Raw genomic sequence first — 22869 nt, forward strand, 5'->3', positions numbered from 1 at the left:
GTCATGTCGGGCGATCTCTGCCTGTTTTATTGAGGGCGAGGGCAGGGGGAGTGGGGATTGTGAAACCGCTGTCCGAGCTGCGCGAACAAGAGGCTTTCTGCATAAAACCCCATTCACCCAACTCTTTTGCCCCGAAATGGCGCTTTTCGTACTGATAATCTTGGTTTTTTGGCGTTTTGGCCGCCTAAAAGAGGGCTATGCCATAAAAAATTCAAAAAACTTCTTTACCAGTGACCAATGCGTGAGTAAACTTCGTCGGCAATATTTTACACCCCCACTTCCTCAACGGTGAGATATTGCCATGCTCAGGATTGCCAAAGAAGCGTTAACCTTCGACGATGTACTGTTGGTTCCCGCCCACTCCGAAGTTCTTCCCAATACTGCCGATCTGCGTACCAAGCTGACCTCCGCCATCAGCTTGAACATCCCGATGATCTCCGCTGCCATGGACACAGTGACCGAAGCCCGTCTGGCTATCGCACTGGCCCAGGAAGGCGGTATCGGCTTTATCCACAAGAACATGTCCATCGAGCAGCAGGCTGCCGAAGTGCGCAAGGTCAAGAAGTACGAGAGCGGCGTGGTCACTGACCCCGTCACCGTGCGCCCTGACATGACCATCGCCCAAATCAAGGAGCTGAGCCACAAGAATGGCTTCGCCGGTTACCCCGTGGTGACTGACGGCAATCAGCTGGTCGGTATCATCACCGGCCGTGACGTGCGCTTCGTGATTGACCTCTCCCAGACCGTTGAACAGATCATGACCCAGAAAGATCGTCTGGTCACCGTGCGTGAAGGGGCCCCTCGTGAAGAGGTGGTTGCCCTGATGCAAAAGCACCGTATCGAAAAAGTGCTGGTGGTGAACGCCGACTTCAAACTCAAGGGCATGATCACCGTTAAAGATTTCCAGAAAGCCGAGCGCAAGCCGCACGCCTGTAAAGATGACAAGGGTCGTCTACGGGTCGGTGCTGCGGTCGGTGCTGGTGCCGGCAACGAAGAACGCGTCGCTGCGCTGGTGGAAGCAGGTGTTGACGTGCTGCTGATCGACTCCTCCCACGGCCACTCCCAGGGCGTGCTGGATCGCATCAAGGCCACTCGCGACGCCTATCCGGATCTTCAGATCATCGGTGGCAACGTGGCGACCGCCGCGGGCGCCAAGGCGCTGGCTGCTGCCGGTGTCAATGCGGTCAAGGTCGGTATCGGCCCGGGCTCCATCTGTACTACCCGTATCGTGACCGGCGTGGGCGTGCCCCAGATCACCGCCATCTCCGACGCCGTTGACGCGCTGGAAGGCACCGGTATTCCGGTGATTGCCGACGGCGGTATCCGCTTCTCCGGCGACATCGCCAAGGCCATCGCCGCGGGCGCCAGCTGCGTCATGGTGGGCTCCATGTTCGCCGGTACTGAAGAAGCGCCGGGCGAGATCGAGCTCTATCAGGGTCGCTCCTTCAAATCCTACCGTGGTATGGGTTCCCTGGGCGCCATGTCCAAAGGCTCCAGCGACCGCTACTTTCAGACCGACAACGCCGCCGACAAGCTGGTACCGGAAGGTATCGAAGGTCGCGTGCCGTACAAGGGTCGCCTCAAAGAGATCATCCACCAGCAGATGGGCGGCCTGCGCTCCTCCATGGGCCTGACCGGCAGCGCCACCATCGACGACATGCGCACCAAGGCAGAGTTCGTGCGCATCTCCGGCGCCGGGATGAAAGAGTCCCACGTCCACGATGTGACCATTACCAAAGAAGCCCCCAACTATCGGATGGGCTGATAAAACGGGGCCCTGCGCCCCGTTTTTCCACCCTTTTTTTATCCCGTGCCCTTTGTGACAACATCAGCCTGATGCAGGAATAAAATGACTAAAGACATTCACCAGCACCGTATCCTTATCCTCGACTTCGGTTCCCAGTACACCCAGCTGATCGCCCGCCGCGTGCGCGAAATCGGCGTCTACTGCGAACTGTGGGCCTGGGACGTAACCGAAGAGCAGATCCGCGAATTCAATCCGAGCGGCATCATCCTCTCCGGCGGCCCCGAGTCCGTCACCGAAGCGGGCAGCCCGCGTGCCCCCGAGTATGTGTTCAACGCCGGTGTCCCAGTGTTCGGCATCTGCTACGGCATGCAGACCATGGCCGAGCAGCTGGGTGGCAAGGTGCAATCCTCCACCGAGCGTGAATTCGGTTACGCCAAGGTGGAAGTGCTGGGCGAAGCTGGCAAGAGCAGCGCCCTCTTGCGCAACATCGAAGATGCCATCGCCGACAACGGCAATGCCATGCTGGATGTCTGGATGAGCCACGGTGACAAGGTCACCACCATTCCGGCCGACTTCACCACCATCGCCCAAACCCCGACCTGCCCGCACGCAGCCATGGCTAACGAAGCCAAGCGCTTCTACGGCGTGCAGTTCCACCCGGAAGTGACCCACACCCGTCAGGGTGCCCGCATGCTGGAGCACTTCGTCAAAGACATCTGCGGCTGCGAATGCCTCTGGACCCCGGCCACCATCATCGACGACGCCGTTGCCCGCATCCGCGAGCAGGTGGGTGACGATGAAGTGATCCTCGGCCTCTCCGGCGGTGTCGACTCCTCCGTGGTTGCCATGCTGGTGCACCGCGCCATCGGCGATCGCCTGACCTGTGTCTTCGTGGACAACGGTCTGCTGCGTCTGAATGAAGGCGAGCAGGTGATGGAGATGTTTGGTGACCACTTTGGTCTGAACATCATCAAGGTTGAAGCGGAAGAGCGCTTCCTCTCTGCCCTGGCCGGTGTTGACGAGCCGGAAGCCAAGCGCAAGATCATCGGCCGCGTCTTCGTTGAAGTGTTTGATGATGAAGCGAAAAAGCTGAAAAACGCCAAGTGGCTGGCGCAAGGCACCATCTATCCGGACGTTATCGAATCTGCTGCCAGCAAGACCGGCAAGGCCCACGTCATCAAGTCTCACCACAACGTCGGCGGCCTGCCGGAAGAGATGAAGATGGGTCTGGTCGAGCCGCTGCGCGAGCTGTTCAAAGACGAAGTGCGCCGCGTTGGTCTTGAGCTGGGTCTGCCCTACGACATGCTCTACCGTCACCCGTTCCCGGGCCCGGGTCTGGGCGTGCGCGTCCTTGGCGAAGTGAAGAAAGAGTACTGCGATATTCTGCGCCGCGCCGATGCGGTCTTTATCGAAGAGCTGCGCAAAGCCGACCTCTACAACCAGGTCAGCCAGGCGTTCGCCGTCTTCCTGCCGGTGCGCTCCGTTGGCGTGATGGGCGATGGTCGCAAATATGACTGGGTCATTGCGCTTCGCGCCGTCGAGACCATCGACTTTATGACCGCCCACTGGGCACATCTGCCGTACGACTTCCTCGGTCACGTATCGAACCGCATCATCAACGAGATCAACGGTATCTCCCGCGTGGTGTACGACGTCTCCGGCAAGCCGCCTGCAACCATCGAATGGGAATAAGCGGCTCGCGCCCTTCTGCCCTTCGAGCATAAAAATGCAAAAAGACGCCCTTGAGGCGTCTTTTCTTTTCTCAATCGTTTGCGCAACACATCTTCTTTTTTCGAGCAGCTTTTTCGCCACCTTGCCCCTGTCATATGTGACAGGGGCATTTTTGCCATCCCGCACTAGGCTCTCTCATGCCAATTGAGCCCGCTGTCAACAGCGGCTTGTGGCTGGGGGGAGGGCTGATCCAGTTGCAGATAGCTGCGTAAATTTGCCCATCGTTATCGTGCCAACCGGCAGTGATGACACCCCGGTGGAGACCGGAAACCACTTGAATCAACGGGGCGCAGCCCGAACGGCCAAACGAGTCGGGATCATAGAGCACGGAGAGTTTGATATGTCAGAACAAGCAGTGTTGGTGGGTGGATGGACCGCATATTACAAGCTGACCGCCGAGGATCAGGCGGTATTTGATCAGGCGCTGAAAGGATTTGTCGGGGTGCAGTACGTACCCTTTGAAGTCTCCACTCAAGTGGTGGCTGGTACCAACTACCGCTTCAAGTGCAAGAGCACTGTGCCGCTTGCCAAACCGATCCATGGCGAAGCCGTGGTACAGATCTTCAAATCACTGGACGGGGATGCCCATATCACCTCCATTACCCCAATCTGATTGGGTGGTAGGGCAAGGCGGGGAGGGGGAAATCTCCTAGCCGGTTTGCTTCAAACCCTGAAAATAAGAAAGACGCCTTAGGGCGTCTTTCTTATTTCCACTACCAGTTACGTCTGATGTGTGGTCGGTATTTGTACTTATTGATTAATTTGTTGATCTTGCTCAGGAAACTATCATCTCACTATTTCCTTGTCTCTCCAGCTTGCTATGATTTTCGTTTAGCAACAGTTTGAGGATTACTGTTTAAAATCAAAGTAATGCCATAGATAAATAGCAGCAAGCTGGAGGCTATTCGGCAATTAAAGCAGCCGGACTTTTAAGGGGTGTTTTGCTATCTTATCGAATTAGTACCATATTCATTCCATCAGATTCACTGTTAGCGACAATGAGGTTTACATTATGTTCGAGCTAGAGAGTCCAAGAAGTCTTTTCGAAGAAATTCAAAGTGCGCTTACAGAGTACAACAGAAAACCTAATAGCAGGCTTTTTCTGTTTATAGTATTTTCTCTTAATCACTTAAGAGAGTGGATTGCTGGAAACGGTGCTAAAGAGGTTTATGATAAATCAAAAGCAGGGAAAGAACTCAGCGATGGAGAGGTTTTCTTACTAGAAATAGGTACGTTAAGTGAGTTTAACTTGGTCAGGTTATTGTGTAATAAAAGCAAACATATATCTGTAAGCTTACCATACGAGCTAACTACTTCTAGAGGCTTTCATGTTGGTAGCCCGTGCACTGACTCGCTTGACCAACTCTATTATACAATTGATGGTCTAGATTCACGACATGTGTTCTTTGTTGTTATGCAAAAATATAGTGAATGGTTTTTAAAGAACAACTAATAAGTGAATTTTTGTAGAATATAAAAAGTTGTGGTGTAAGCTCGAAATTTTACCTGTATGGTTAAAGCTTAAATATTAAGAGGTTTTAGATGACGGATAGGCGATGGGGAATAAATATTGATGTTGAAGGTTTTTCAAATTTATATGAGTCTGGTGAAGATAATCAAACTAGGGCGATCTTGGGGTTGAGTGAGCTAATGCATTCCATTATTCAACTAGGTATTCGAGTTTTTCCTGGCTCCCCCATTTCGAATGAAAGTGATAGGTTGTTTTCACATCAATTTGGTGATGGGTTTATCATAGTTTCAGATTATGAAGAAAGTGATGCCGGTCGAGCTATCGCAATAGCAGTAGCTTTAATGAGGCACATGTTAATTAATGGGTTCGCAACTAAAGCAGCAATATCAACGGGGAGCATGTCTGATATTAGCGGCTGTTACCCAAATGAGATGCGTGATGCGAAAGGAGGTATATTGCCTATGGGGGCGGGTTTGATGACCTCCATCCCTGTTATGGGGACAGCACTAACAAAAGCCCATAAACTTGGAAGTAGGGCCTCTGGATGTGTATTAATAGTAGATAAAACACAGTTTTCTACACTTCCCTCTGATCTTGTCTATAAGTCTGAGTCAAATTTGAGTTTCATTAATTGGCGTTCAGATATTAACTATTTGGCTAAAGGTTATGCTGCAAAAGCAGGCTTACAGTTTGGTACCAATGAGCAATTAAATGAACTATTCGATAATTACGTGAAAACGGAGCCCTGTCCTCCACAAAAATGGATAGCTGGTAGCCAAATCGAGGTGTCCACATAACAATTACAAGTGCTGTAGGGTGCAATGAAATTGCACCTCTACTTTTGTTTCTCATACCTTGCACAAAAGCCGCTCGGCAAATGGTGCAATGCGCTGAGCTTATTGCACCCTACGTCTTTTCGTAAATCCGCTGGGGTGGGGTGGCTAGGCACCATGTCTTGCCAAGGCAACAAAAGGGGCGATCTGCGCCCCGATTCTTCTGATCTCCCTGCTTTATATCGCCGTACGCTGTCTGGCGCTGTCTGATTGTTTGCTGACTCACCACCAACAGTTCTGTTTCTCCCCCATCAGGCGAGCAGAAAAGGCCACCTTCACTCATACCTCGCCGCTTCCCAGGCGTGTATCGCCTGTTTGCGGGTCTCGCCCCAGTGATAGCCGCCGAGTTTGCCGTTTTGCTGGATGACCCGGTGACAGGGGATCATCAAGGCGACGGGATTGGCGCCCACCGCTAGCCCCACGGCGCGGGCGGCTTTGGGGTTGCCGACGGCGTTCGCCACCTGGGCGTAGCTCACCACCTTGGCGGGCGGGATCTGCAGCAGCGCCCGCCAGACGCTGATCTGAAAGTTGGTGCCGCTCACGTGCAGCGAGATGGGGCGATCCGGCGCCTTGCTGCCATCGAACATGGTGTTGATGACCCCTTGAGTGCGTGATGGTGCTTCTTGCAGCGTTGCCGCAGGCCAGCTGCGGGCGAGGTCGGCCAGTGGCGCCTCTGGGGCCTTGTCATCGAGAAACGAGAAGTTGCACACCCCCCGCGGGGTCAGGGCGACGAACGCCTGACCGAAGGGGGTGTCGTGCACCCCGTGATCGATAACCAGCCCGGCCCCGCGCTGCTTGTACTCGCCCGGCGTTACCGCTTCGAGCTGCACGAAGTGATCGTAGAGCCGCGAGCCGCTGCTAAGGCCCAGGGTATCTGCCACCTCAAGCAGGGGGCGCGACTCCTGCAGCAGCGCCTTGGCCCGCTCCAGGGTCAGCACCTGCAGATAGCGTTTGGGCGTCACTCCGGCCCAGCGGCTGAACAGCCGCTGGAAGTGAAAGGGACTTAAGTGAACGTGCGCCGCTATCTCGTCCAGAGTGGGTTGGCGCTCCACCTGACTTGCGATAAAACGGATGGCATCGGCGATGCGGGCGTAATCAGACATAAGGCGCTCTCACGATAAGTTTGCGGTCGCAGTGTGTTGGGGGCGACAACATCATGTGCGACAAATAGATACCCCACCATCGGCCAGCAAGGCAATGCCGGTGGTAAAGCTGGATGCATCGGACGCGAGATAGAGGGCCGAGCGGGCGATCTCCTCCGGTTGGGCCAGCCGTTTGAGGGCATGCATATTCTGCACAAAGGCGAGACTCTCTGGCGTATCGGTAAAGGCCCGCCCCATGGCGGTGTCGGTGCCCCCCGGCAGCAGGGCGTTGACCCGCACCCCTTGTGCCCCATACTCGGCGGCCAGCACCCGGGTCAGGCCGATGAGGCCCGCCTTGCTCGCCGCATAGGCCGCCATGCCGGGCAGCCCCAGGGTATGGCCGACAAAGGTGGAGGTAAAGATAAGCGAGCCGCCGCCGCGCGCATGCATGGCGGGGATCTGGTACTTGGCTCCCACAAAGGCGCTGGTGAGGTTGGTATCCAGAATTTCCTGCCACTGCGCCAATTCAAGCTCCTTTACGCTGCCCGGCGTGCCTGTGGTACCGGCGTTGTTGAAGGCGATATCGAGCCCGCCGAAACGGGTTAGCGCGAGCTCCACCAGATCGCGGGCGTAACTCTCGCTTTTCACATCTCCCGCCAGACTCACCGCCTGGCCCCCCTCATGGCGGATCTCCTCCACCAGTAGATCCAGCTCGGGCTGGCGGCGGGCGCCGACGACGACGCTGGCCCCTTCGCGGGCAAACAGGATGGCGCTGGCGCGACCGATGCCGGAGCTGGCGCCGGTGATGATGGCGACCTTGTTGGACAGTAATGACATGGCAGTTCCCTCGCTGAGTGTGTTGTGCGCCTCTAAGTGGTACACAGGGTTGGCTGTGGGTTGGAACTCCAATAGGTTCCAACCGACTTGGGTTTGGCCCCCACTATGGCAACCACTCCTCGCTGGAACGACCCGAATCTTGCTCTCTTTGTTCCCAAGTCGTTTTGCTACATGTCGATACAGGCCTTTGCGGCAACAAAAGGGGAGAACTGAGCCCCGAATTCTTTATAATGCCCCCCTTTAAAATCGCCGAACCCGGGTTCGGCGCGCTGATGGTCGCTGTGCCATCAGGCAGATCATCAGGATTGAGAAACGGTTATGCATACTCTGGAACAGCTGCGCGCAGGTGAACTGTGCGGTGCCCGCCATCTGAAGCTTTGTGAAAACCTGACGGAGTTCCCCCTCGAGATTTTGAGCCTGAAAGAGACGCTGGAGGTGCTGGATTTGACCGGCAACCAGCTGAACTCGCTCCCCGACGAGCTGGCCGGGTTTGGCAAACTGCGCATCATCTTCTGCTCCGAGAACCGCTTTACCGAGCTGCCCGAGGTACTGGGGCGTTGCCCGGCGCTTACTATGGTGGGCTTTAAGGCCAACCGGATTGCTACCGTCTCGGCCAAGGCGCTGCCCGCCGGTTTGCGCTGGCTGATCCTGACCTATAACCAGATTGAAAGTCTGCCCGATGAGCTGGGCCAGTGCGGCGCCCTGCAAAAGCTGATGCTGGCGGGCAACCGTCTGCGCGAGTTGCCGGCAAGTCTTGCCAATTGCCGCAAGCTGGAGCTGCTGCGCATCGCCGCCAACCGCATCGAACGCTTCCCCGAGTGGTTGCTCTCGCTGCCGCGCCTTTCATGGCTCGCCTACTCCGGCAACCCCTTTAGCGAGGGGGCGGAGGCGCGGGCCATCGATGATGCCCATGTCACGCCGATTGCCTGGGAGACGCTGGCGCTGGGCGATCTGCTGGGGCAGGGAGCATCCGGCGTTATCCATCGCGCCACCCTTGTGGGTAATAGTGCTGATGAAGTGACTCAGGCGAGCGGCAGAGCCGATGCCAGTCAGGTGGCGGTCAAGCTGTTCAAGGGGGCGGTGACCAGCGATGGACTGCCCCGCTGCGAGATGGCGGCATCGCTGGCGGCGGGCACTCATTCCAACCTTATCAAGGTGATAGGCAAGGTGGCGGATCACCCCTCCGGCATTCCGGCGCTGGTGATGGAGCTGATCGACCCGGCCTTTGCCAATCTGGCCGGGCCGCCGAGCCTGGACTCCTGCACCCGGGATATCTATCCCGAGGGGCTGCATCTGAGTGTGCCGGATGCGCTGGCGATGGCCCACGGCATTGCCTCGGTGACTGGCCATCTGCACCGCGCGGGCATCATGCACGGGGACCTCTACGGTCACAATATTCTTTTTGCCCGTGGTTCTGACGCACCGGCTCGCGCCCTGCTGGGGGATTTCGGTGCCGCCTCTTTGTATGAGCGCAGCAACCGCGAGCGGGCCGTGGGCCTTGAGCGACTGGAAGTGCGCGCCTTTGGTTGTCTGCTGGAGGAGCTGTTGGCCCATTGCGATATGCAAGACTCACTGTTCGATGGGTTGCATCAACTCAAAGCGGCCTGCCTCTCGGAACTCCCCGCCGAACGCCCCGATTTTGCTTATATAGAGCGCCAGCTGGCGGCCGCTCGCGCCACGCTGTCGTGATCTTTCTGGCGTTGGCGAGCACGTTTGGCCTGCCAACGTCATTCCCTTTATTCATTCATCGCCATACACCCATGACGTTTTTGCATGGGTTGGTATACCTCTGTCCGTCATAAACGTACCCAATAGCGCCGATTGCGACAGCGAGGCGCAGGGCAAGGGAAGGTCCCGTCATTTGCCGGATAACACGCAGAGGCTGCGCGGCAAAAAGGGAAGGGCAAAGGGTTGCGTGGTGCCGGTTAAGTTGTGATATTGAGGCATCTTTAGTACAGAAGGGTAATAACGATGGAAGCTGCGTTTTGGCATCAGCGTTGGGAAGAGAACCGGATTGGCTTTCATCAGGCGGACTTCAACCACTGGCTGCAATCCTGGTGGTCAGCCCAGCAAGCGGACGAGCCGGTGCTGGTTCCCCTGTGCGGCAAGTCCCGCGACATGCTCTGGCTGAGTGCTCAGGGCCATCCGGTCGACGGTTTCGAGTTATCGAGCCTTGCCGTCAGCCAGTTCTTCAGTGAAAACCAGCTCGCCGCGACCGTGAGCGAAGTGGGCCCTTATCAGTGCCATCAAGTGGACAGCCTGCGCATTTTTCAGGGAGATTTTTTCGCCGCCCCCAGTCTGGGTCGCCGTTACCGGCTGGTCTATGACCGCGCGGCGCTGATCGCCCTGCCGACCGCGATGCGCCGCCAGTATGCAGCCCTGATCAGTTCGCTGGTTGAGACCGGTGGCCAGATCCTGCTGGTGACCCTTGAATATCAGCCGGAGCAGCAGAGTCAGCCTCCCTTCTCGGTGGGTGAGATGGAGGTGCGAGCCCTTTTCGAACGGGATTTTCGCATCGAGGTGCTGGGGCGCGCCGCCGAGGTGGATCACCCGCGGGTGTTGTCGGGCCAGCTCTCCTACTTCGATGAGGTGGCCTACCGGCTGGTTCGCCGTGGCTAACGGACAGCTAACGGGCGGCCAAAGGGTGATCTGCGCCGACAAATCGTCGGGCTGTGCGCTCTTCGCTACCTCCTTTGACGTAGATCAACGTGACTGGCGGGGGGAGTGCCTAATATGAGGCTGTTTCTCAATCACTGTTGGCATTGCAAAGCGAGTATCGGGTCTTTCCCGCTTGCTGATCAGCAACTCAGTGTCTGATTTTCACGCTCATGTTCACTTTTGGCGGCTTTGGTCGCAATTGTTATGGTTTTTCCAGCCGACCCTGATGGGTCGGCTTTTTATTGTCTGTGATTTGCCGGGGGCAGGAAAAATGGGGGATGTCGAGGCCTGATCAGGCCTCGAAGGTGGCGGCATTGAGCCGAAATGCCCGTGGATCATCGATAAACTGGCCAGTGATCCGCTCGTCATGTTCGTGCCCCTGACCATAGCTGCAGAGGATCAGCCGATCGGAGGTGCGCGAGCGCAGCTGGGTGATAAAGCGCACCAGATCGGCGCGGCTCAACTTGCCCACCTCATCGCAGACCCGCTCCCGTTGATCAAACCCCAGATCCTTGTTGCCGATGCTGACCCACAGCCGCTGGCCGCGACTGCGCAGGTTGGCATCCCGCTCGCTCAGCTGGGCTTGCAGCCCCGCCTTGCTCTCTTGCCACTGCTGCTCGGTAAATTCGAGCATGGCGAGTGGGAAGAGGTCGATAAACTCCTCCACCGCATCGAGCAGGATCTGCGGCCCCGCCACCGGCGACTGGATATAGAAGATCAGGCCCGGATGGCGATTGAGGGGCAGGTTGCCGGCACCCACCACATACCCCAGTTGCTGGCGGGTGCGCAGCTCGTGGAAGAAAGTAGAGGACATGATGTGGTTCGCCAGGGTGAAGCAGGCGAGATCCCGCGCCCGGGTGGTGCGGGACTGGTAGTAGACCAGCAGTGCTGAGTCTTCGTGATCGCAACCCTGTTCGCGAATAAGGGTGCCCCTGTCCTGAATGGAGATGAGCGGACGACGGGTCTCGCCGCTCGGCTTGCTGCTGGTGCCATTGATATCGCTCAGGTGACGCTCCATCAGGGCGGCCAGCTCCAGCGCTTCGGCGGCAGTCCAGTCGCCATGCACCAGTGCCTCGACATGCACCTCGCCAAACAGCTGGGCCACGAAGCCGGGCATCTCCTCCAGCTCGACGGTGCGCAGGTGGCGCAGCAACTGCTCGAACGGCGGGTTGTTCGGTTGCAGCAAACTGGTGAGCTGGTTAAAGAGCTGGGAAATGGGGCGCGCCTTGGACTGGTTATCCCAGTTGCGAATGAGCTGCTCCTTGATCTCGGCGAAGCGACCAGGATCCGGATACCCCAGGGTGCGGTTGCCGAGGATCATGTCGAGCAACAGCGGCTGCTTGTCGGCAAAGCCGCTCAGGTTGATGGTAAAGCCCCCCTGATGGGCATAGATCTGATAGCCCAGCCCCGCCAGCTCCGCCGGATAGGTGAGGGCGTTGAGGTGGTCGGCCAACAGCTCCACGGCGAGGCGCGCCATGGCGATATTGCGCGGATTTTTGACCGCATGTTCGCTGTCGATGGAGATATAGAGATTGCCCTTGGGCACGCTGAACAGGTGCTCATGGAGGTGCCAGAGGCGAAAACCGGGGCGATCGATAAGGCAGGCGGGCATGTCGGCGGCAAGCTCGGGCGTGCGCGGATCGAGCCTACTGCTGATAAAGGGGTTGGGTTTGGGCAGCGCCAGCGCCGGCTCCGGCTCGCTCTGTTGCCAGCGAATTTTCTCGGCCTCGGTAATGGTCGCCACGCTATAGGGGGTCTGATACCAGCGGGCCAGCCGATCGGTCGCCACTTCCGGCGCAGTGATGGTGATTCGCAGGTTGTGCGGGGTGAGTTTGGCGAGGAAGCGGCGGATCAGCCCCTCGTCATATTCGCGCATCATGTAGTCGCCGTAGAGCAGATCCTCAGGTTTGTAGCTAAAGAGGTTGAGCACCAGCCCCGACACCGTATCGAGGGGGCGGCCGCGCTCCTGAAAGCGAAACGCCGATTCGAGCACGGTCCGTTTTTCGTCATAGCGCCAGCTCTGCAGCCCTTCGCGGCCAATCAGTTTCAGATAGCCAAACAGGGCGGCGAGGATGTCGTCCACATGTTCAAGGCCCAGAGGAGTGAGGCCGAAGTTGACGCCAAAATCCTTGAAGTTGGCGCCGCTGATGCCACCGCCCGCCGAGAGCTGATTGACCCAGCCTTTCGCCTTGAGCAGGGAGAGCAGGCTGCCATCCCCCTCATAACCAATCAGATGGCTCAGGAAGGTGAGGGGCTTTTTGTCGTAAAACGCGTCCACATTGGGCAAGGGGAAGCTGAGCGACAGCTTGCGGGTCTCCTTGACCGGATTGATGTGGATGCGCACGCCGAGATCATCGAGCCGGTAGAGTGGCATGGTGAGGGTCGGGGTTCCCAAATTGCGATTCAAAATGGGAGCAAAGTAGCGACAGCACCACTGCAACTGGGTATCGATGGATTCCGGCGAGATCATCACCAGCGCCATGCGATCCGCGCTGTAGTGGCTTTCGTAAAAACGGATAAGGTCGGAGCGCAGATCCCGTCCCGGCAGATCGGCCAGGGTATCGAGGTTGCCCACCGAGAACTTGGAGAAGGGGTGCGCCGGGTTGACCGTCTCTTTATGCACCTGATAGCTGCGGCGCATGTCGTCCTGCAGCTTGAGGCGATACTCGGAATCGACCGCGTTGCGCTCCTTGTCCACCCACTCCGGATCAAAGGTGGGGCAGATAAAGAACTGGGAGAAGCGATCCAGCCCCGCTTCGAAGAAGCCGTTGTCGATCTCGAAGAAGAAGTTGGTGAACTCGGTACCGGTCCAGGCGTTGTTGCTGCCGCCATGACGGCTCATAAATTGCTGGTACTCACCAGGCTTGGGGTAGGTGCAGGTGCCGAGAAACAGCATGTGCTCCAGAAAATGGGCCATTCCCTGCCGGTCGGCGGGATCGTCAAAATGGCCGGTATTGACCGCCAGCGAGGCGGCAGATTTGTCTGTGTCGGGATCACAAATCAACAAGACCCTGAGCCGGTTGGCCAGCTCCAGAAAATGGTATTGCCGATGGTCATTGGGACTGGCATATGGGCTCATTGGCGTGTGACTCACGTTGGATTTATTTGAATTTAAACATGATTATCGACCCCGCTATCCCGTCAGGCAAACCCTTTTCTGAGAGGTAGCGCAATTGTTTCCACACCCGTGGCGGGGTAAGATTCCCCGGCTATCAAAACAGGCCCGTTGGGCGAGGTTGTAATGAAGATCTATATCATGCGTCATGGCCAGGCTGGCATGAATGCGAAAACAGATGAACAGCGTCCATTGACCGAGCAGGGTATTGAAGAGTCTATCCAGATGGCCCGCTGGCTGGCGCCTCAGCTGATTGGCCCGCTGGATCGGGTGATCCACAGCAACTATCTGCGGGCACGCCAGACCTGGCAAGCCATATGCAGTGAATTACCTGACGCAGCAGCCGTTGAAGAGAGTGGCGACATTACCCCTTACGGTGATCCCGCTTTCGTGGCCAGCTACCTCACCACTTTGGCGCAGCAACATGACCAGATCCTGATGGTCAGCCATCTGCCGCTGGTGGGTTATCTGGTGCAAAGCCTCTGCCCGGCAGCAGGAGCACCCATGTTCGCCACCTCGGGGATCGCTTGTATCGAGTGGCACGATGGCAAAGGAGCCTTGCTCTGGCTCGAAGGGCCGCATACAATAGGCTAAAAGTTAATAAAAAGTTATAGATTGAATTTTTTGGGAAGAGATGGGCGAGTTTTCCGGATTTTTATAAATACTTTACGGAATTAATTCGCAGAAGCTGCTGTCATACGGATACAACTGCAAGAGGTTGCAAACGATGAGAGTGTTCAAGAAGTACCTGCCACTGATGGTGGCAAAGCATGTCAAAACCTTCTTTAAAGGTCGGATTTACATCCATGGTCGGGGGCGGTTTGATTTCCAATCCGGTTTGTTGCTGATGCCGAATCCGGCGGATATTCCCCACCGCCAGACAGTCACCGAGGTCAACGAGCTGATCTCCAGACTGCACATGGATGCCGCGTGATGCGCTTCTGAACCTGTTTCTGCACTGATATGCCCGCACTTTTGCGGGCATATTTGTTTCTGGCGACTGGCGTTCATCATGTGGCTGTTCAGGCCCACACCTTTGTTTATCTCCCATCGCCCCCTATACTGGCCCGCTGTTGTCTCTTCGGTCTGGATCCTCTCATGCCCCTTGCCTTTCTGTTTCCTTTCTCCTGCATTGCCATCTGGGCTGGCAATGGCATCGTCAGCAAACTGGCGGTTGGTGTTTTGTCCCCCGCAGCCTTGGCCTGGTCGCGCTGGGTGGTGGCTGCGCTGGTATTAAGCCCGTTTCTGGCCCGTCGGGTATGGCGTGCGCGTGCCCGCCTGCGCGCTGGCCTTTGGCAGATCGCCATGCTGGCCTCGCTGGGCATGGTGCTCAACCAGACTTTTGGGTACTACGCGGCGCAAACCCTGGGAGCCACCGAGATGGGGTTGATGATGGGACTGACGCCGCTGCTGACCGTGTTGTTCAGCATCTGGCTGCTGCGCGAGCGGCCCACCTGGGGCGCCGTGCTGGGGGCGCTGCTTTCCCTCCTTGGCTTGTCTATCTTGCTGGGGCAGGGGGATCCGACCCGGCTGTTTACCCAAGGCATTCATATCGGCTCTGTCTATATGCTGATTTCGGCCGGTACTTATGCCCTTTACAGCGTGCTGCTCAAGAAGTGGGATCTGGGGCTCGACAACTGGTCGCTGCTCTACGGTCAGGTGATCTGCAGTGTGGTGATCCTGACCCCCTTCTTTTTGCTGATGGATGGCCAGTGGCCGGATGGCCGGGCCCTGTGGCTGATCCTCTATGCTGGTATCCCCACTTCGGCGCTCTCGCCCTGGCTCTGGATGCAGGGTATCGCCCTGCTCGGTGCCAACCGTACCGCCATCTTTATGAACCTGCTGCCGGTGATGACGGCTGGCCTTGCCATCACCCTGTTGGGTGAGCGGTTGACCAGCTATCACCTGATCGGGGGCGGTCTGACCCTGCTGGGTGTCTTGCTGGCACAGTTGCTGGTGCGTCCGGTGGCGATGGGTCGCCGCCGGGTAGTGCTGGCTCCCTGTCCCGAAGAGTAATCTTGCGCGAAAGCGTAGATGGGCCCAATGGCCTGCTTGGCCGCCAATGAAAAGCGCCTGCAGCAATGCAGGCGCTTTTTATATGATCAAGCAGTGCCAGACAGGTTACTGGGCGACCAGATAGAGGTCCCGGCTATAGACGATGTCTTGCGGGCTCTCATAGGGATAACCCTTGACGAACGGCTTGAGCAGTCGCGATTTGACGTAGAAGTAGAGCGGTGCGATAGGGGCGTCAGCCTCGATCAGTGCTTCTGCCTGCTGGTAGAGCTGATTGCGCTCGGCCGCATCCTGCGAGTCGTGGGCCTTGGCCAGCAGGGCATCGTACTCCTTGTTGAACCACTTGCCGCTGTTGGCGCTGCTGCTGGAGGTCAGGATATCGAGGAAGGTGGAGGCATCGTTATAGTCCCCGTTCCAGGAGTAGCGACTCACCCCGAAATCCCCCTCGTTCAGTGCCGAGACCATGGTTTTCCACTCCATGTTGTTGAGGGTGGCGGTGACCCCCAGGTTGTGTTTCCACATGGAGGAGACGGCTAAGGCGATTTTCTTGTGGCTCTCGTTGGTGTTGTAGAGGATATCCACGCTGAGCGGTTTGTCCGGGCCATAACCCGCTTCGGCCAACAGGGCTTTGGCCTGCTTGATCCGCTCCTCTTTGCTTTGCTGCTGACTGGCCGGTTTTTTCAGGTCAAAGCCATCGACACTCGGTGGGGTCAGGCTGAAGGCGGGCAGTTGCCCTTGTCCCAGGATCTTGTCGGTGATGGTCTCTCGGTCGAGGGCCAGCGAGAGCGCCTTGCGTACTTTCGGATCATCGAACGGCTCGCGGTTCACATTGAACACATAGTAATAGGTGGCGAGCATGGGGGCGCTGACCAGATCTTGCGGGCTCTGGCTCTTGATGTGCTTGTACTGCTCCAGCGGATAGGTGGTGTAGTGCAGCTCGCCGGTGCGGTAGCGGTTGTAGGCGGCGGTTTCGGAGACGATCTCCAGATAGACCACCTTGTTCAGGACGGTGTGCTGATTGTCCCAGTAGTGGGTATTGCGCTCGGCACTCAGCCGTTCGTTGGGGGTCCACTCCTTGAGCACGAATGCGCCGTTGGAGACGATATTGCCCGGTTTGACCCAATCCTTGCCGTATTTTTCAATGGTGGCCTTGGGGGCCGGGAACGTGGTGTAGTGGGCCAGCATCTTGAGGAAGAAGGGGACCGGATTTTTCAGGGTCACCTGCAGGGTGTAGTCGTCGAGCGCCTTGATCCCGAGCTCTGACGGGCTCTTCTTGCCCTGGATCACCTCGCCGGCATTGGCCACACCGGTCAACTCGATAAACCAGGCGTAGTTGGAGGCGGTCTTGGGATCGGCTGCCCGTTGCCAGCCGTAGACATAATCGGCGGCGGTGACCGGTTCACCGTTAGACCATTTGGCCTCGGGTCTCAGCTTGAAGGTGTAGACGGTCCCGGTTTTGTCGACCTCGTAGCTGACAGCGCCAGCGGGCTGGGTCTTGCCTTTGTTATCCAGTACGTAGAGCCCTTCAAACAGATCGTTGACGATCTCGCTACCGGCACTCTCTTCCACCAGCTGGGGGTCGATGGTGGTGGGCTCGGTGCCGATATTGGTCACGTAGATTTGTTGGGCATCCGGCAGCAGCTTGGTACCGGCAGGCACCTGGGCAGCCCAGGCGGGAAGGGCAAACAGTCCGGCTACCATGCCGGCAATGAGAGTCTTGTTCATTGATAATCCTTGAGTTTTATTTGCTTCCAAAGCGAAATCAGTGTGCTGGATTGGCGATCGGATCTCAAGAGGCAATGGCTGAGGGAACGGCAGGCCCATCAGACTCCATTTTTCATGGCTCAAGGCCAGTCAGCTCATGGCTTGTCGCAGGTTATTGCCACGAATTAAGGGTCAGAAAGTTATCGATTGAAACCGAATAAAACGCGTCTTTTACCATAACGTGAGGCGAAATAGCCTATTTAATAGGCCGCTTAATTCGCTGCAAAAACAAAAAACAGACGTTACATTAGGTTACAAATCAAGGCCGCCGGTGATCGGCATTTTTTTTGCCGATGCCTGCAAACGTTTTCAATGCCAACGGATGCGATCTAAAGGAACAAAAATGCGAAACATGATCACCATGGGTGAGTTCATCGTCAAAAAGCAGGCGGATTATCCTACCGCGACTGGCGAGCTGACCTCGTTGCTCAGCTCGATCCGCCTTGCTGCCAAGGTGGTGAACCGGGAGATCAACAAGGCGGGACTGGCGGATATCATCGGTTCCATGGGCGCTGAAAACGTACAGGGCGAGGTGCAGCAGAAGTTGGATGTTTATGCCAACGAACGCTTCAAGGCGGCGCTCGAAGCGCGCGGCGAGGTGTGCGGCATGGCTTCGGAAGAGGAAGAGGACTTCGTCGCCTTTGACTCGCCGCTCTCCAAAAACTCCAAGTATGTGGTGCTGATCGACCCGCTCGATGGCTCTTCCAATATCGACGTCAACGTCTCGGTCGGGACCATCTTCTCCATCTACCGCCGTTTGAGCCCGCAGGGTTCGCCGGTGACCCTGGAGGACTTCCTGCAGCCGGGCAACCGTCAGGTCGCCGCCGGTTATGTGGTCTACGGCTCCTCCACCATGCTGGTCTACACCACAGGGTTTGGCGTCAACGGCTTTACCTACGACCCCTCCATCGGTTGTTTCTGCCTCTCCCACGAGAACATCCGCATTCCGGAAGAGGGCAAGATCTACTCCATCAACGAGGGCAACTACATCAAGTTCCCGGACGGGGTGAAGAAGTACCTGAAATATTGTCAGGAGCGGGATGAGGCGACCCACAGACCTTACACCTCCCGTTATATCGGCTCCCTGGTTTCCGATTTCCATCGCAACCTGCTCAAGGGCGGCATCTACATCTATCCGTCCGGCACCAACTCGCCGAATGGCAAGCTGCGGCTGCTCTATGAGTGCAACCCGATGGCGTTTCTGGTAGAGCAGGCTGGTGGCAAGGCCTCTGACGGTTTTGGCCGCATCATGGATATCCAGCCCACCGCGCTGCACCAGCGCACCCCTTACTTCGTTGGCTCGACCAAGATGGTGGAGCGGGCCGAGGCCTTTATGCGTGAATTCTCCGCCCATGAGGATCCAGCCAATCAGGGCTGAACGTACGCAGTTGACTGATAGCGAATAAAAAACGGGAGCCGATTTGGCTCCCGTTTTAGTTGGCGTGATCTCTCTGGCTCGCCGCCAGCGCTGCAGAGATTCACAGGCTGTTGTTGGCCAGATCAGCCAGCAAACCATCCACCAGTTTCAGACGCATGGCGCGATCCTGGGTCGGCACCTGGAAGCGCAGCCGGGTCGGCCCGTCCATCTTGTAGACCCGTGGCTGGCTGGAGAGCAGTTTGACCAGATAGGCCGGATTGACCTTGGTCTCCTGGGTGAAGTCGAGATAGCCGCCACGCTCGCTCATCTCCACCCGGCGAATGCCAAGGGCGGTGGCGCGCTGGCGGAAAGCGGCCAGCTCCAGCAGGGTTTTGGTTGCCTCCGGCAAGAGGCCGAAGCGGTCGATCAGCTCCACTTTCAGCTCGCGCAGCTCCTGCTCGTCCGCCGCACTGGCGATCCGCTTGTACATGGAGAGGCGCATGTTGACGTCCGGAATATAGTCATCCGGCAGCAGTGCAGGCAGGCGCAGTTCCACCTCGGTGTGCTGGCTCATCAGCTGCTCCAGCGACGGCTCCTTGCCATTTTTCAGCGCCTCGACCGCCTGCTCCAGCATCTCCATATAGAGGGTGAAGCCGACCGATTCAATCTGGCCGCTCTGATCGTCGCCGAGCAGTTCGCCTGCGCCACGGATCTCCAGATCGTGGGTCGCCAGCGCAAAACCGGCACCGAGATCTTCGAGCGAGGCGATCGCCTCCAGCCGCTTGGCTGCATCCTTGGTCATCAGCTTGGGATGGGGGGTGAGCAGATAGGCGTAGGCCTGATGGTGGGAGCGGCCAACCCGGCCCCGCAGCTGGTGCAGCTGGGCCAGACCGAGATGATCCGCCCGATCCATGATGATGGTGTTGGCGCTCGGCACGTCGATGCCGGTCTCGATGATGGTGGTACAAACCAGCAGGTTGAAGCGCTGGTGGTAGAAGTCGGACATGATCCGCTCAAGGTCGCGCTCGCGCATCTGGCCGTGGGCTATGCCGATGCGTGCTTCCGGCACCAGCTCCGCCAGATCAGCTGCGCACTTCTCGATGCTCTCGACATCGTTGTGCAGGTAGTAAACCTGACCGCCGCGCTTGAGTTCCCGCAGTACCGCCTCGCGCACCACCGCCGGTTCGTGCTGGCGCACGAAGGTCTTGATGGCGAGTCGCTTGGCGGGCGGAGTCGCGATGATGGAGAGATCCCGCATGCCGGACATCGCCATATTGAGGGTGCGCGGAATAGGGGTGGCGGTGAGAGTGAGGATATCCACATCGGCCCGTAGTGCCTTGATCTTCTCCTTCTGGCGCACCCCGAATCTGTGCTCCTCATCGACGATGAGCAGCCCCAGATCCTTGAAGGTGAGCTCGGAGCCGAGCAGCTTGTGGGTGCCGATGATGATATCCACCTTGCCCTCCGCCAGCTCCTTCATCACTGCGGTCTGCTCCTTGGCGGAGCGGAAGCGGCTCAGCACCTCGACCCGCACCGGCCAGTTGGCGAAGCGGTCGCGGAAGTTGTCGTAGTGCTGTTGCGCCAGCAGGGTGGTGGGCACCAGCACGGCGACCTGTTTGCCGCCATGCACGGCCACAAACGCCGCCCGCATAGCCACTTCGGTTTTGCCGAAACCGACGTCGCCGCACACCAGTCGGTCCATGCTCTTGGCCTGACACATGTCCCCCAGCACCGCATTGATGGCGTTGAGCTGATCGTCGGTCTCCTCGAACGGGAAGCTTGCAGCAAACTGGCGATAGGCCTCTTTGTCGTGCTTGAAGGCAAAACCGGCGCGAGCGGCGCGATGAGCGTAGACATCCAGCAACTCGGCTGCCACGTCGCGCACCTTCTCCGCCGCCTTGCGCCGTGCCTTGCTCCAGGCTTCGCCACCGAGCTTGTGGCTGGGCGGGTTATCAGAGCCTGTATAGCGGCTGATAAGGTGCAAACTGGTGACCGGCACGAACAGCTTGTCGCCGCCGGCATATTCGAGGGTCAAAAACTCGGTGGGCAGACCACCGGCGTCGATGGTTTCGAGCCCCAGATAGCGGCCGACCCCGTGATCCAGATGGACCACCGGCTGACCCTGGGTCAGCTCGCCCAGGTTTCTGATCACCGCATCGGAGCTTAAGTTTTTGCTCTTCTCTCGCGCCCGTTTGCTGCGCACCTTGCCGCCCAGCAGTTCGGTCTCGGTGATCAGCGCCAATGGATCCTGACCAGCCTCCTGCCACAGGAAGCCACGCTCAAGGGGTGCCACCAGCAGGCCGTGGCTATCCGGACTCGCCATAAAGGCGTCGAGGGAGGGGAACTCCTTGGGTTGCAGCGAGATACGCGCCAGCAGATCGCCGAGCACCTCCCGCCGTCCTTCGGACTCCACCGCAAACAGGGTGCGCCCGGCAAAACCTTGCAGGAACTGGTTGAGCGCCAGCAGGGGTTGCTCCTTGCTGTGATCGAGTTGCAGATCGGGCAGCGCCGAGATGGGCAGATCATGCTGACCGGCATCACCGGCGGTAGCGGCCTCTTGCAGCCGCACCGCGCCATATTGGCCTAGAGAGGCAAAGAGCTGCTCCACCGGCAGATAGAGCTGGGCCGGGGATAGCAGGGGGCGGGTGTTGTCCCAGCGTCTGTCTTCATAGCGCTGGCCGATGTCGTTCCAGAAACGCTGGGCGGCGGGGTAGATATCCCCCACGGTGAGCAGCAGGGTCTCTTCCGGCAGGTAGTCAAACAGGCTGGCGGTCTGGTTGAAGAAGAGCGGCAGATAATACTCGATGCCGGCGGGCCAGCGCCCCTTGCTCACCTCCTGATAGACGGAACCCTCGGCCCGCGACAGCTCGAACTGCTCGCGGAACTGGCCGCGAAACAGTTCGATGGCCGCCTCGTCGGTAGGGTATTCCCGGGCGGGCAGCAGGCTGACCGTCTTGACCGGTTCGCTGGAACGCTGGGTTTCGGGATCGAATGGGCGGATGGAGTCCACTTCATCGTCGAAGAAGTCGATGCGATAGGGGCTGCTGCTGCCCATGGGGAAGAGATCGAGCAGGGAGCCGCGGGCGGCAAATTCGCCATGTTCCAGCACCTGATCCACCGCCACGTAACCCGCCTCGGCCAGGCGTCCGCGCAGCTGTTGCAGATTGAGGCGCTGGCCGGCCTTCACCATCAGGCTGTATTTGTCGAGATAGACCCGGGGGGCGCAGCGCAACATCAGGGTGGAGATGGGGACAATCAATACCCCTTTGCTCATCTGCGGCAGCTTGTAGAGAGTTTCGAGCCGCTGGGAGATGATGTCCTGATGGGGAGAGAAGGTGTCGTAGGGCAGGGTCTCCCAATCGGGGAACAGCAATACGGGGGCGGACTGATCGGCTAGCTGTTTGTCTGCCAGCAAGTACTGTAACTCCTGCTCCAGGCGCAGGGCGCTCGGGGTATCTGCGGTGATAAGCAGTACCGGCCCCTTGGCTTCACTGGTGAGACGGGCTGCAATCAGCGAGAGGCTGCTGCCGACCAGCTGGCCGAGCGTGATCTTTTGGCCCGCTTTGGCGGGCAAGGCGGGGAGTGTCATTGGCATGATTCGATTCTTTTAACGTTGACGTTATCTATCGCGACGTTCGCTATGGTTAGCGCTGACGTTCTTGGGCGCGCAGCTTGAGCTGCTTCGATTGCACGTGGAGGCTGGCACGAACCAGCAGTTCACGGTCATCTTCGCGGATCCGCACATAGTCGAGCTGCACATGGGTGCCATGTTCACCGCCGTCGAGCTGTTTGACCTGGCCATAGCAGTAGATGGCGGCCGCCTCTTCCCGCAGGAAGATCTTGAGGCGCACTATCTGGTGCAGGTGCGGCGCATCCCCGTGATCATGATAGGGATGCAGGTAGGTGAGCTGGCCAGCCCCGAAGCGCAGGGTGTGAAAGCGCTGCTCCGGATGGTCCTGCAGGGAGAGCACATAGCCCATAATCATGTCGATCTTGCGGGACTGCTGATTGACGATCTCGATCAGATCGTGCATCGACTCGTTCTGGTTGCGCAGCAGGCGAGTGGTCACCAGATCGATGGAGGTAATGGCCGAAGAGATCCGAAAGGGCTCCGGCAGCTCAGCGTCCAGCTCCTCCAGCGAGGGGAGGTGGAAGTCGGCCGGCATGGGGATCACATTGACCGGCGTGGCATGAGTGACGCTGAAGAACTGTTCCTGCATGGAGGCTATCCCTTGTTGTCATGGACGGTTTCCCTTTATTA

Annotated in this window: 17 protein-coding genes; 11 read left to right on the top strand and 6 right to left on the bottom strand. The window is 58.0% G+C overall.

The features are described 5' to 3' along the window. The first annotated feature begins 301 nt into the window (after positions 1-301). The 5 genes from guaB to AB5Y99_RS14415 all read left to right on the top strand — a co-directional run bounded on the left by guaB (position 302) and on the right by AB5Y99_RS14415 (position 5746). On the top strand, positions 302-1765 hold the full coding sequence (gene guaB / locus AB5Y99_RS14395; protein WP_005360033.1) for an IMP dehydrogenase: 1464 nt from the start codon (positions 302-304) through the stop codon (positions 1763-1765). 84 nt (positions 1766-1849) lie between these two features. After that, on the top strand, positions 1850-3439 hold the full coding sequence (gene guaA / locus AB5Y99_RS14400) for a glutamine-hydrolyzing GMP synthase (protein WP_368209988.1): 1590 nt from the start codon (positions 1850-1852) through the stop codon (positions 3437-3439). Between the two features lie 379 nt (positions 3440-3818). Continuing rightward, a complete protein-coding gene (locus AB5Y99_RS14405; RefSeq protein WP_216977817.1) occupies positions 3819-4091 on the top strand; it encodes a hypothetical protein in 273 nt (90 codons plus the stop codon). A 399-nt stretch (positions 4092-4490) separates the two neighbouring features. Beyond that, positions 4491-4931: a hypothetical protein gene (locus tag AB5Y99_RS14410; RefSeq protein WP_216977816.1), complete on the top strand. Its 441-nt coding sequence runs from the start codon at positions 4491-4493 to the stop codon at positions 4929-4931. Between the two features lie 89 nt (positions 4932-5020). Further along, positions 5021-5746, top strand: a complete 726-nt coding sequence (locus tag AB5Y99_RS14415) for a hypothetical protein (RefSeq protein WP_216977815.1) — start codon at positions 5021-5023, stop codon at positions 5744-5746. A 311-nt stretch (positions 5747-6057) separates the two neighbouring features. On the opposite strand, the gene AB5Y99_RS14420 is transcribed toward AB5Y99_RS14415, so the two are convergent. Together AB5Y99_RS14420 and AB5Y99_RS14425 are read right to left on the bottom strand one after the other, a co-directional pair. Further along, positions 6058-6885 carry a bifunctional transcriptional activator/DNA repair enzyme AdaA gene (locus AB5Y99_RS14420; RefSeq protein ID WP_199415521.1) on the bottom strand — a complete coding sequence of 276 codons (828 nt, stop codon included), beginning with the start codon at positions 6883-6885 and terminating at the stop codon, positions 6058-6060. A gap of 51 nt (positions 6886-6936) precedes the next feature. Next, entirely contained in the window at positions 6937-7701 is a 765-nt protein-coding gene (locus AB5Y99_RS14425; protein WP_216977814.1) for an SDR family oxidoreductase, read from the bottom strand. 318 nt (positions 7702-8019) lie between these two features. Between AB5Y99_RS14425 and AB5Y99_RS14430 the strand changes: the two genes are divergently transcribed. Both AB5Y99_RS14430 and AB5Y99_RS14435 read left to right on the top strand, forming a co-directional pair. Further along, on the top strand, positions 8020-9390 hold the full coding sequence (locus tag AB5Y99_RS14430) for a leucine-rich repeat-containing protein kinase family protein (RefSeq protein ID WP_368209991.1): 1371 nt from the start codon (positions 8020-8022) through the stop codon (positions 9388-9390). Between the two features lie 282 nt (positions 9391-9672). After that, positions 9673-10320, top strand: a complete 648-nt coding sequence (locus tag AB5Y99_RS14435; RefSeq protein ID WP_005337003.1) for a thiopurine S-methyltransferase — start codon at positions 9673-9675, stop codon at positions 10318-10320. A 331-nt stretch (positions 10321-10651) separates the two neighbouring features. Here AB5Y99_RS14435 and AB5Y99_RS14440 read toward each other — a convergent pair whose 3' ends face one another. Next, entirely contained in the window at positions 10652-13438 is a 2787-nt protein-coding gene (locus AB5Y99_RS14440) for an insulinase family protein (RefSeq protein WP_368209993.1), read from the bottom strand. 162 nt (positions 13439-13600) lie between these two features. Between AB5Y99_RS14440 and sixA the strand changes: the two genes are divergently transcribed. From sixA to AB5Y99_RS14455, 3 genes are all read left to right on the top strand, one after another. Then, positions 13601-14068 carry a phosphohistidine phosphatase SixA gene (sixA, locus tag AB5Y99_RS14445; RefSeq protein WP_005351311.1) on the top strand — a complete coding sequence of 156 codons (468 nt, stop codon included), beginning with the start codon at positions 13601-13603 and terminating at the stop codon, positions 14066-14068. A 133-nt stretch (positions 14069-14201) separates the two neighbouring features. After that, positions 14202-14408 carry a DUF1107 domain-containing protein gene (locus tag AB5Y99_RS14450; protein ID WP_005336998.1) on the top strand — a complete coding sequence of 69 codons (207 nt, stop codon included), beginning with the start codon at positions 14202-14204 and terminating at the stop codon, positions 14406-14408. Between the two features lie 164 nt (positions 14409-14572). Further along, on the top strand, positions 14573-15490 hold the full coding sequence (locus AB5Y99_RS14455) for a DMT family transporter (RefSeq protein ID WP_201992559.1): 918 nt from the start codon (positions 14573-14575) through the stop codon (positions 15488-15490). Positions 15491-15595: 105 nt separating this feature from the next. Here AB5Y99_RS14455 and AB5Y99_RS14460 read toward each other — a convergent pair whose 3' ends face one another. Beyond that, positions 15596-17212: a peptide ABC transporter substrate-binding protein gene (locus AB5Y99_RS14460; RefSeq protein WP_368209994.1), complete on the bottom strand. Its 1617-nt coding sequence runs from the start codon at positions 17210-17212 to the stop codon at positions 15596-15598. 382 nt (positions 17213-17594) lie between these two features. On the opposite strand from AB5Y99_RS14460, the gene fbp reads away from it, so the two are divergent. Then, positions 17595-18629, top strand: a complete 1035-nt coding sequence (fbp, locus tag AB5Y99_RS14465; protein WP_005336993.1) for a class 1 fructose-bisphosphatase — start codon at positions 17595-17597, stop codon at positions 18627-18629. Positions 18630-18729: 100 nt separating this feature from the next. Here the strand turns inward: fbp and mfd are convergent, their stop codons facing one another. Both mfd and AB5Y99_RS14475 read right to left on the bottom strand, forming a co-directional pair. After that, a complete protein-coding gene (gene mfd / locus AB5Y99_RS14470) occupies positions 18730-22197 on the bottom strand; it encodes a transcription-repair coupling factor (RefSeq protein WP_368210021.1) in 3468 nt (1155 codons plus the stop codon). Between the two features lie 55 nt (positions 22198-22252). Beyond that, positions 22253-22828: a hypothetical protein gene (locus AB5Y99_RS14475; RefSeq protein ID WP_005351323.1), complete on the bottom strand. Its 576-nt coding sequence runs from the start codon at positions 22826-22828 to the stop codon at positions 22253-22255. Between the last annotated feature and the right edge of the window lie 41 nt (positions 22829-22869).

This window comes from Aeromonas sp. R4-2, from assembly GCF_040908295.1.
GTDB lineage: Bacteria > Pseudomonadota > Gammaproteobacteria > Enterobacterales > Aeromonadaceae > Aeromonas > Aeromonas veronii.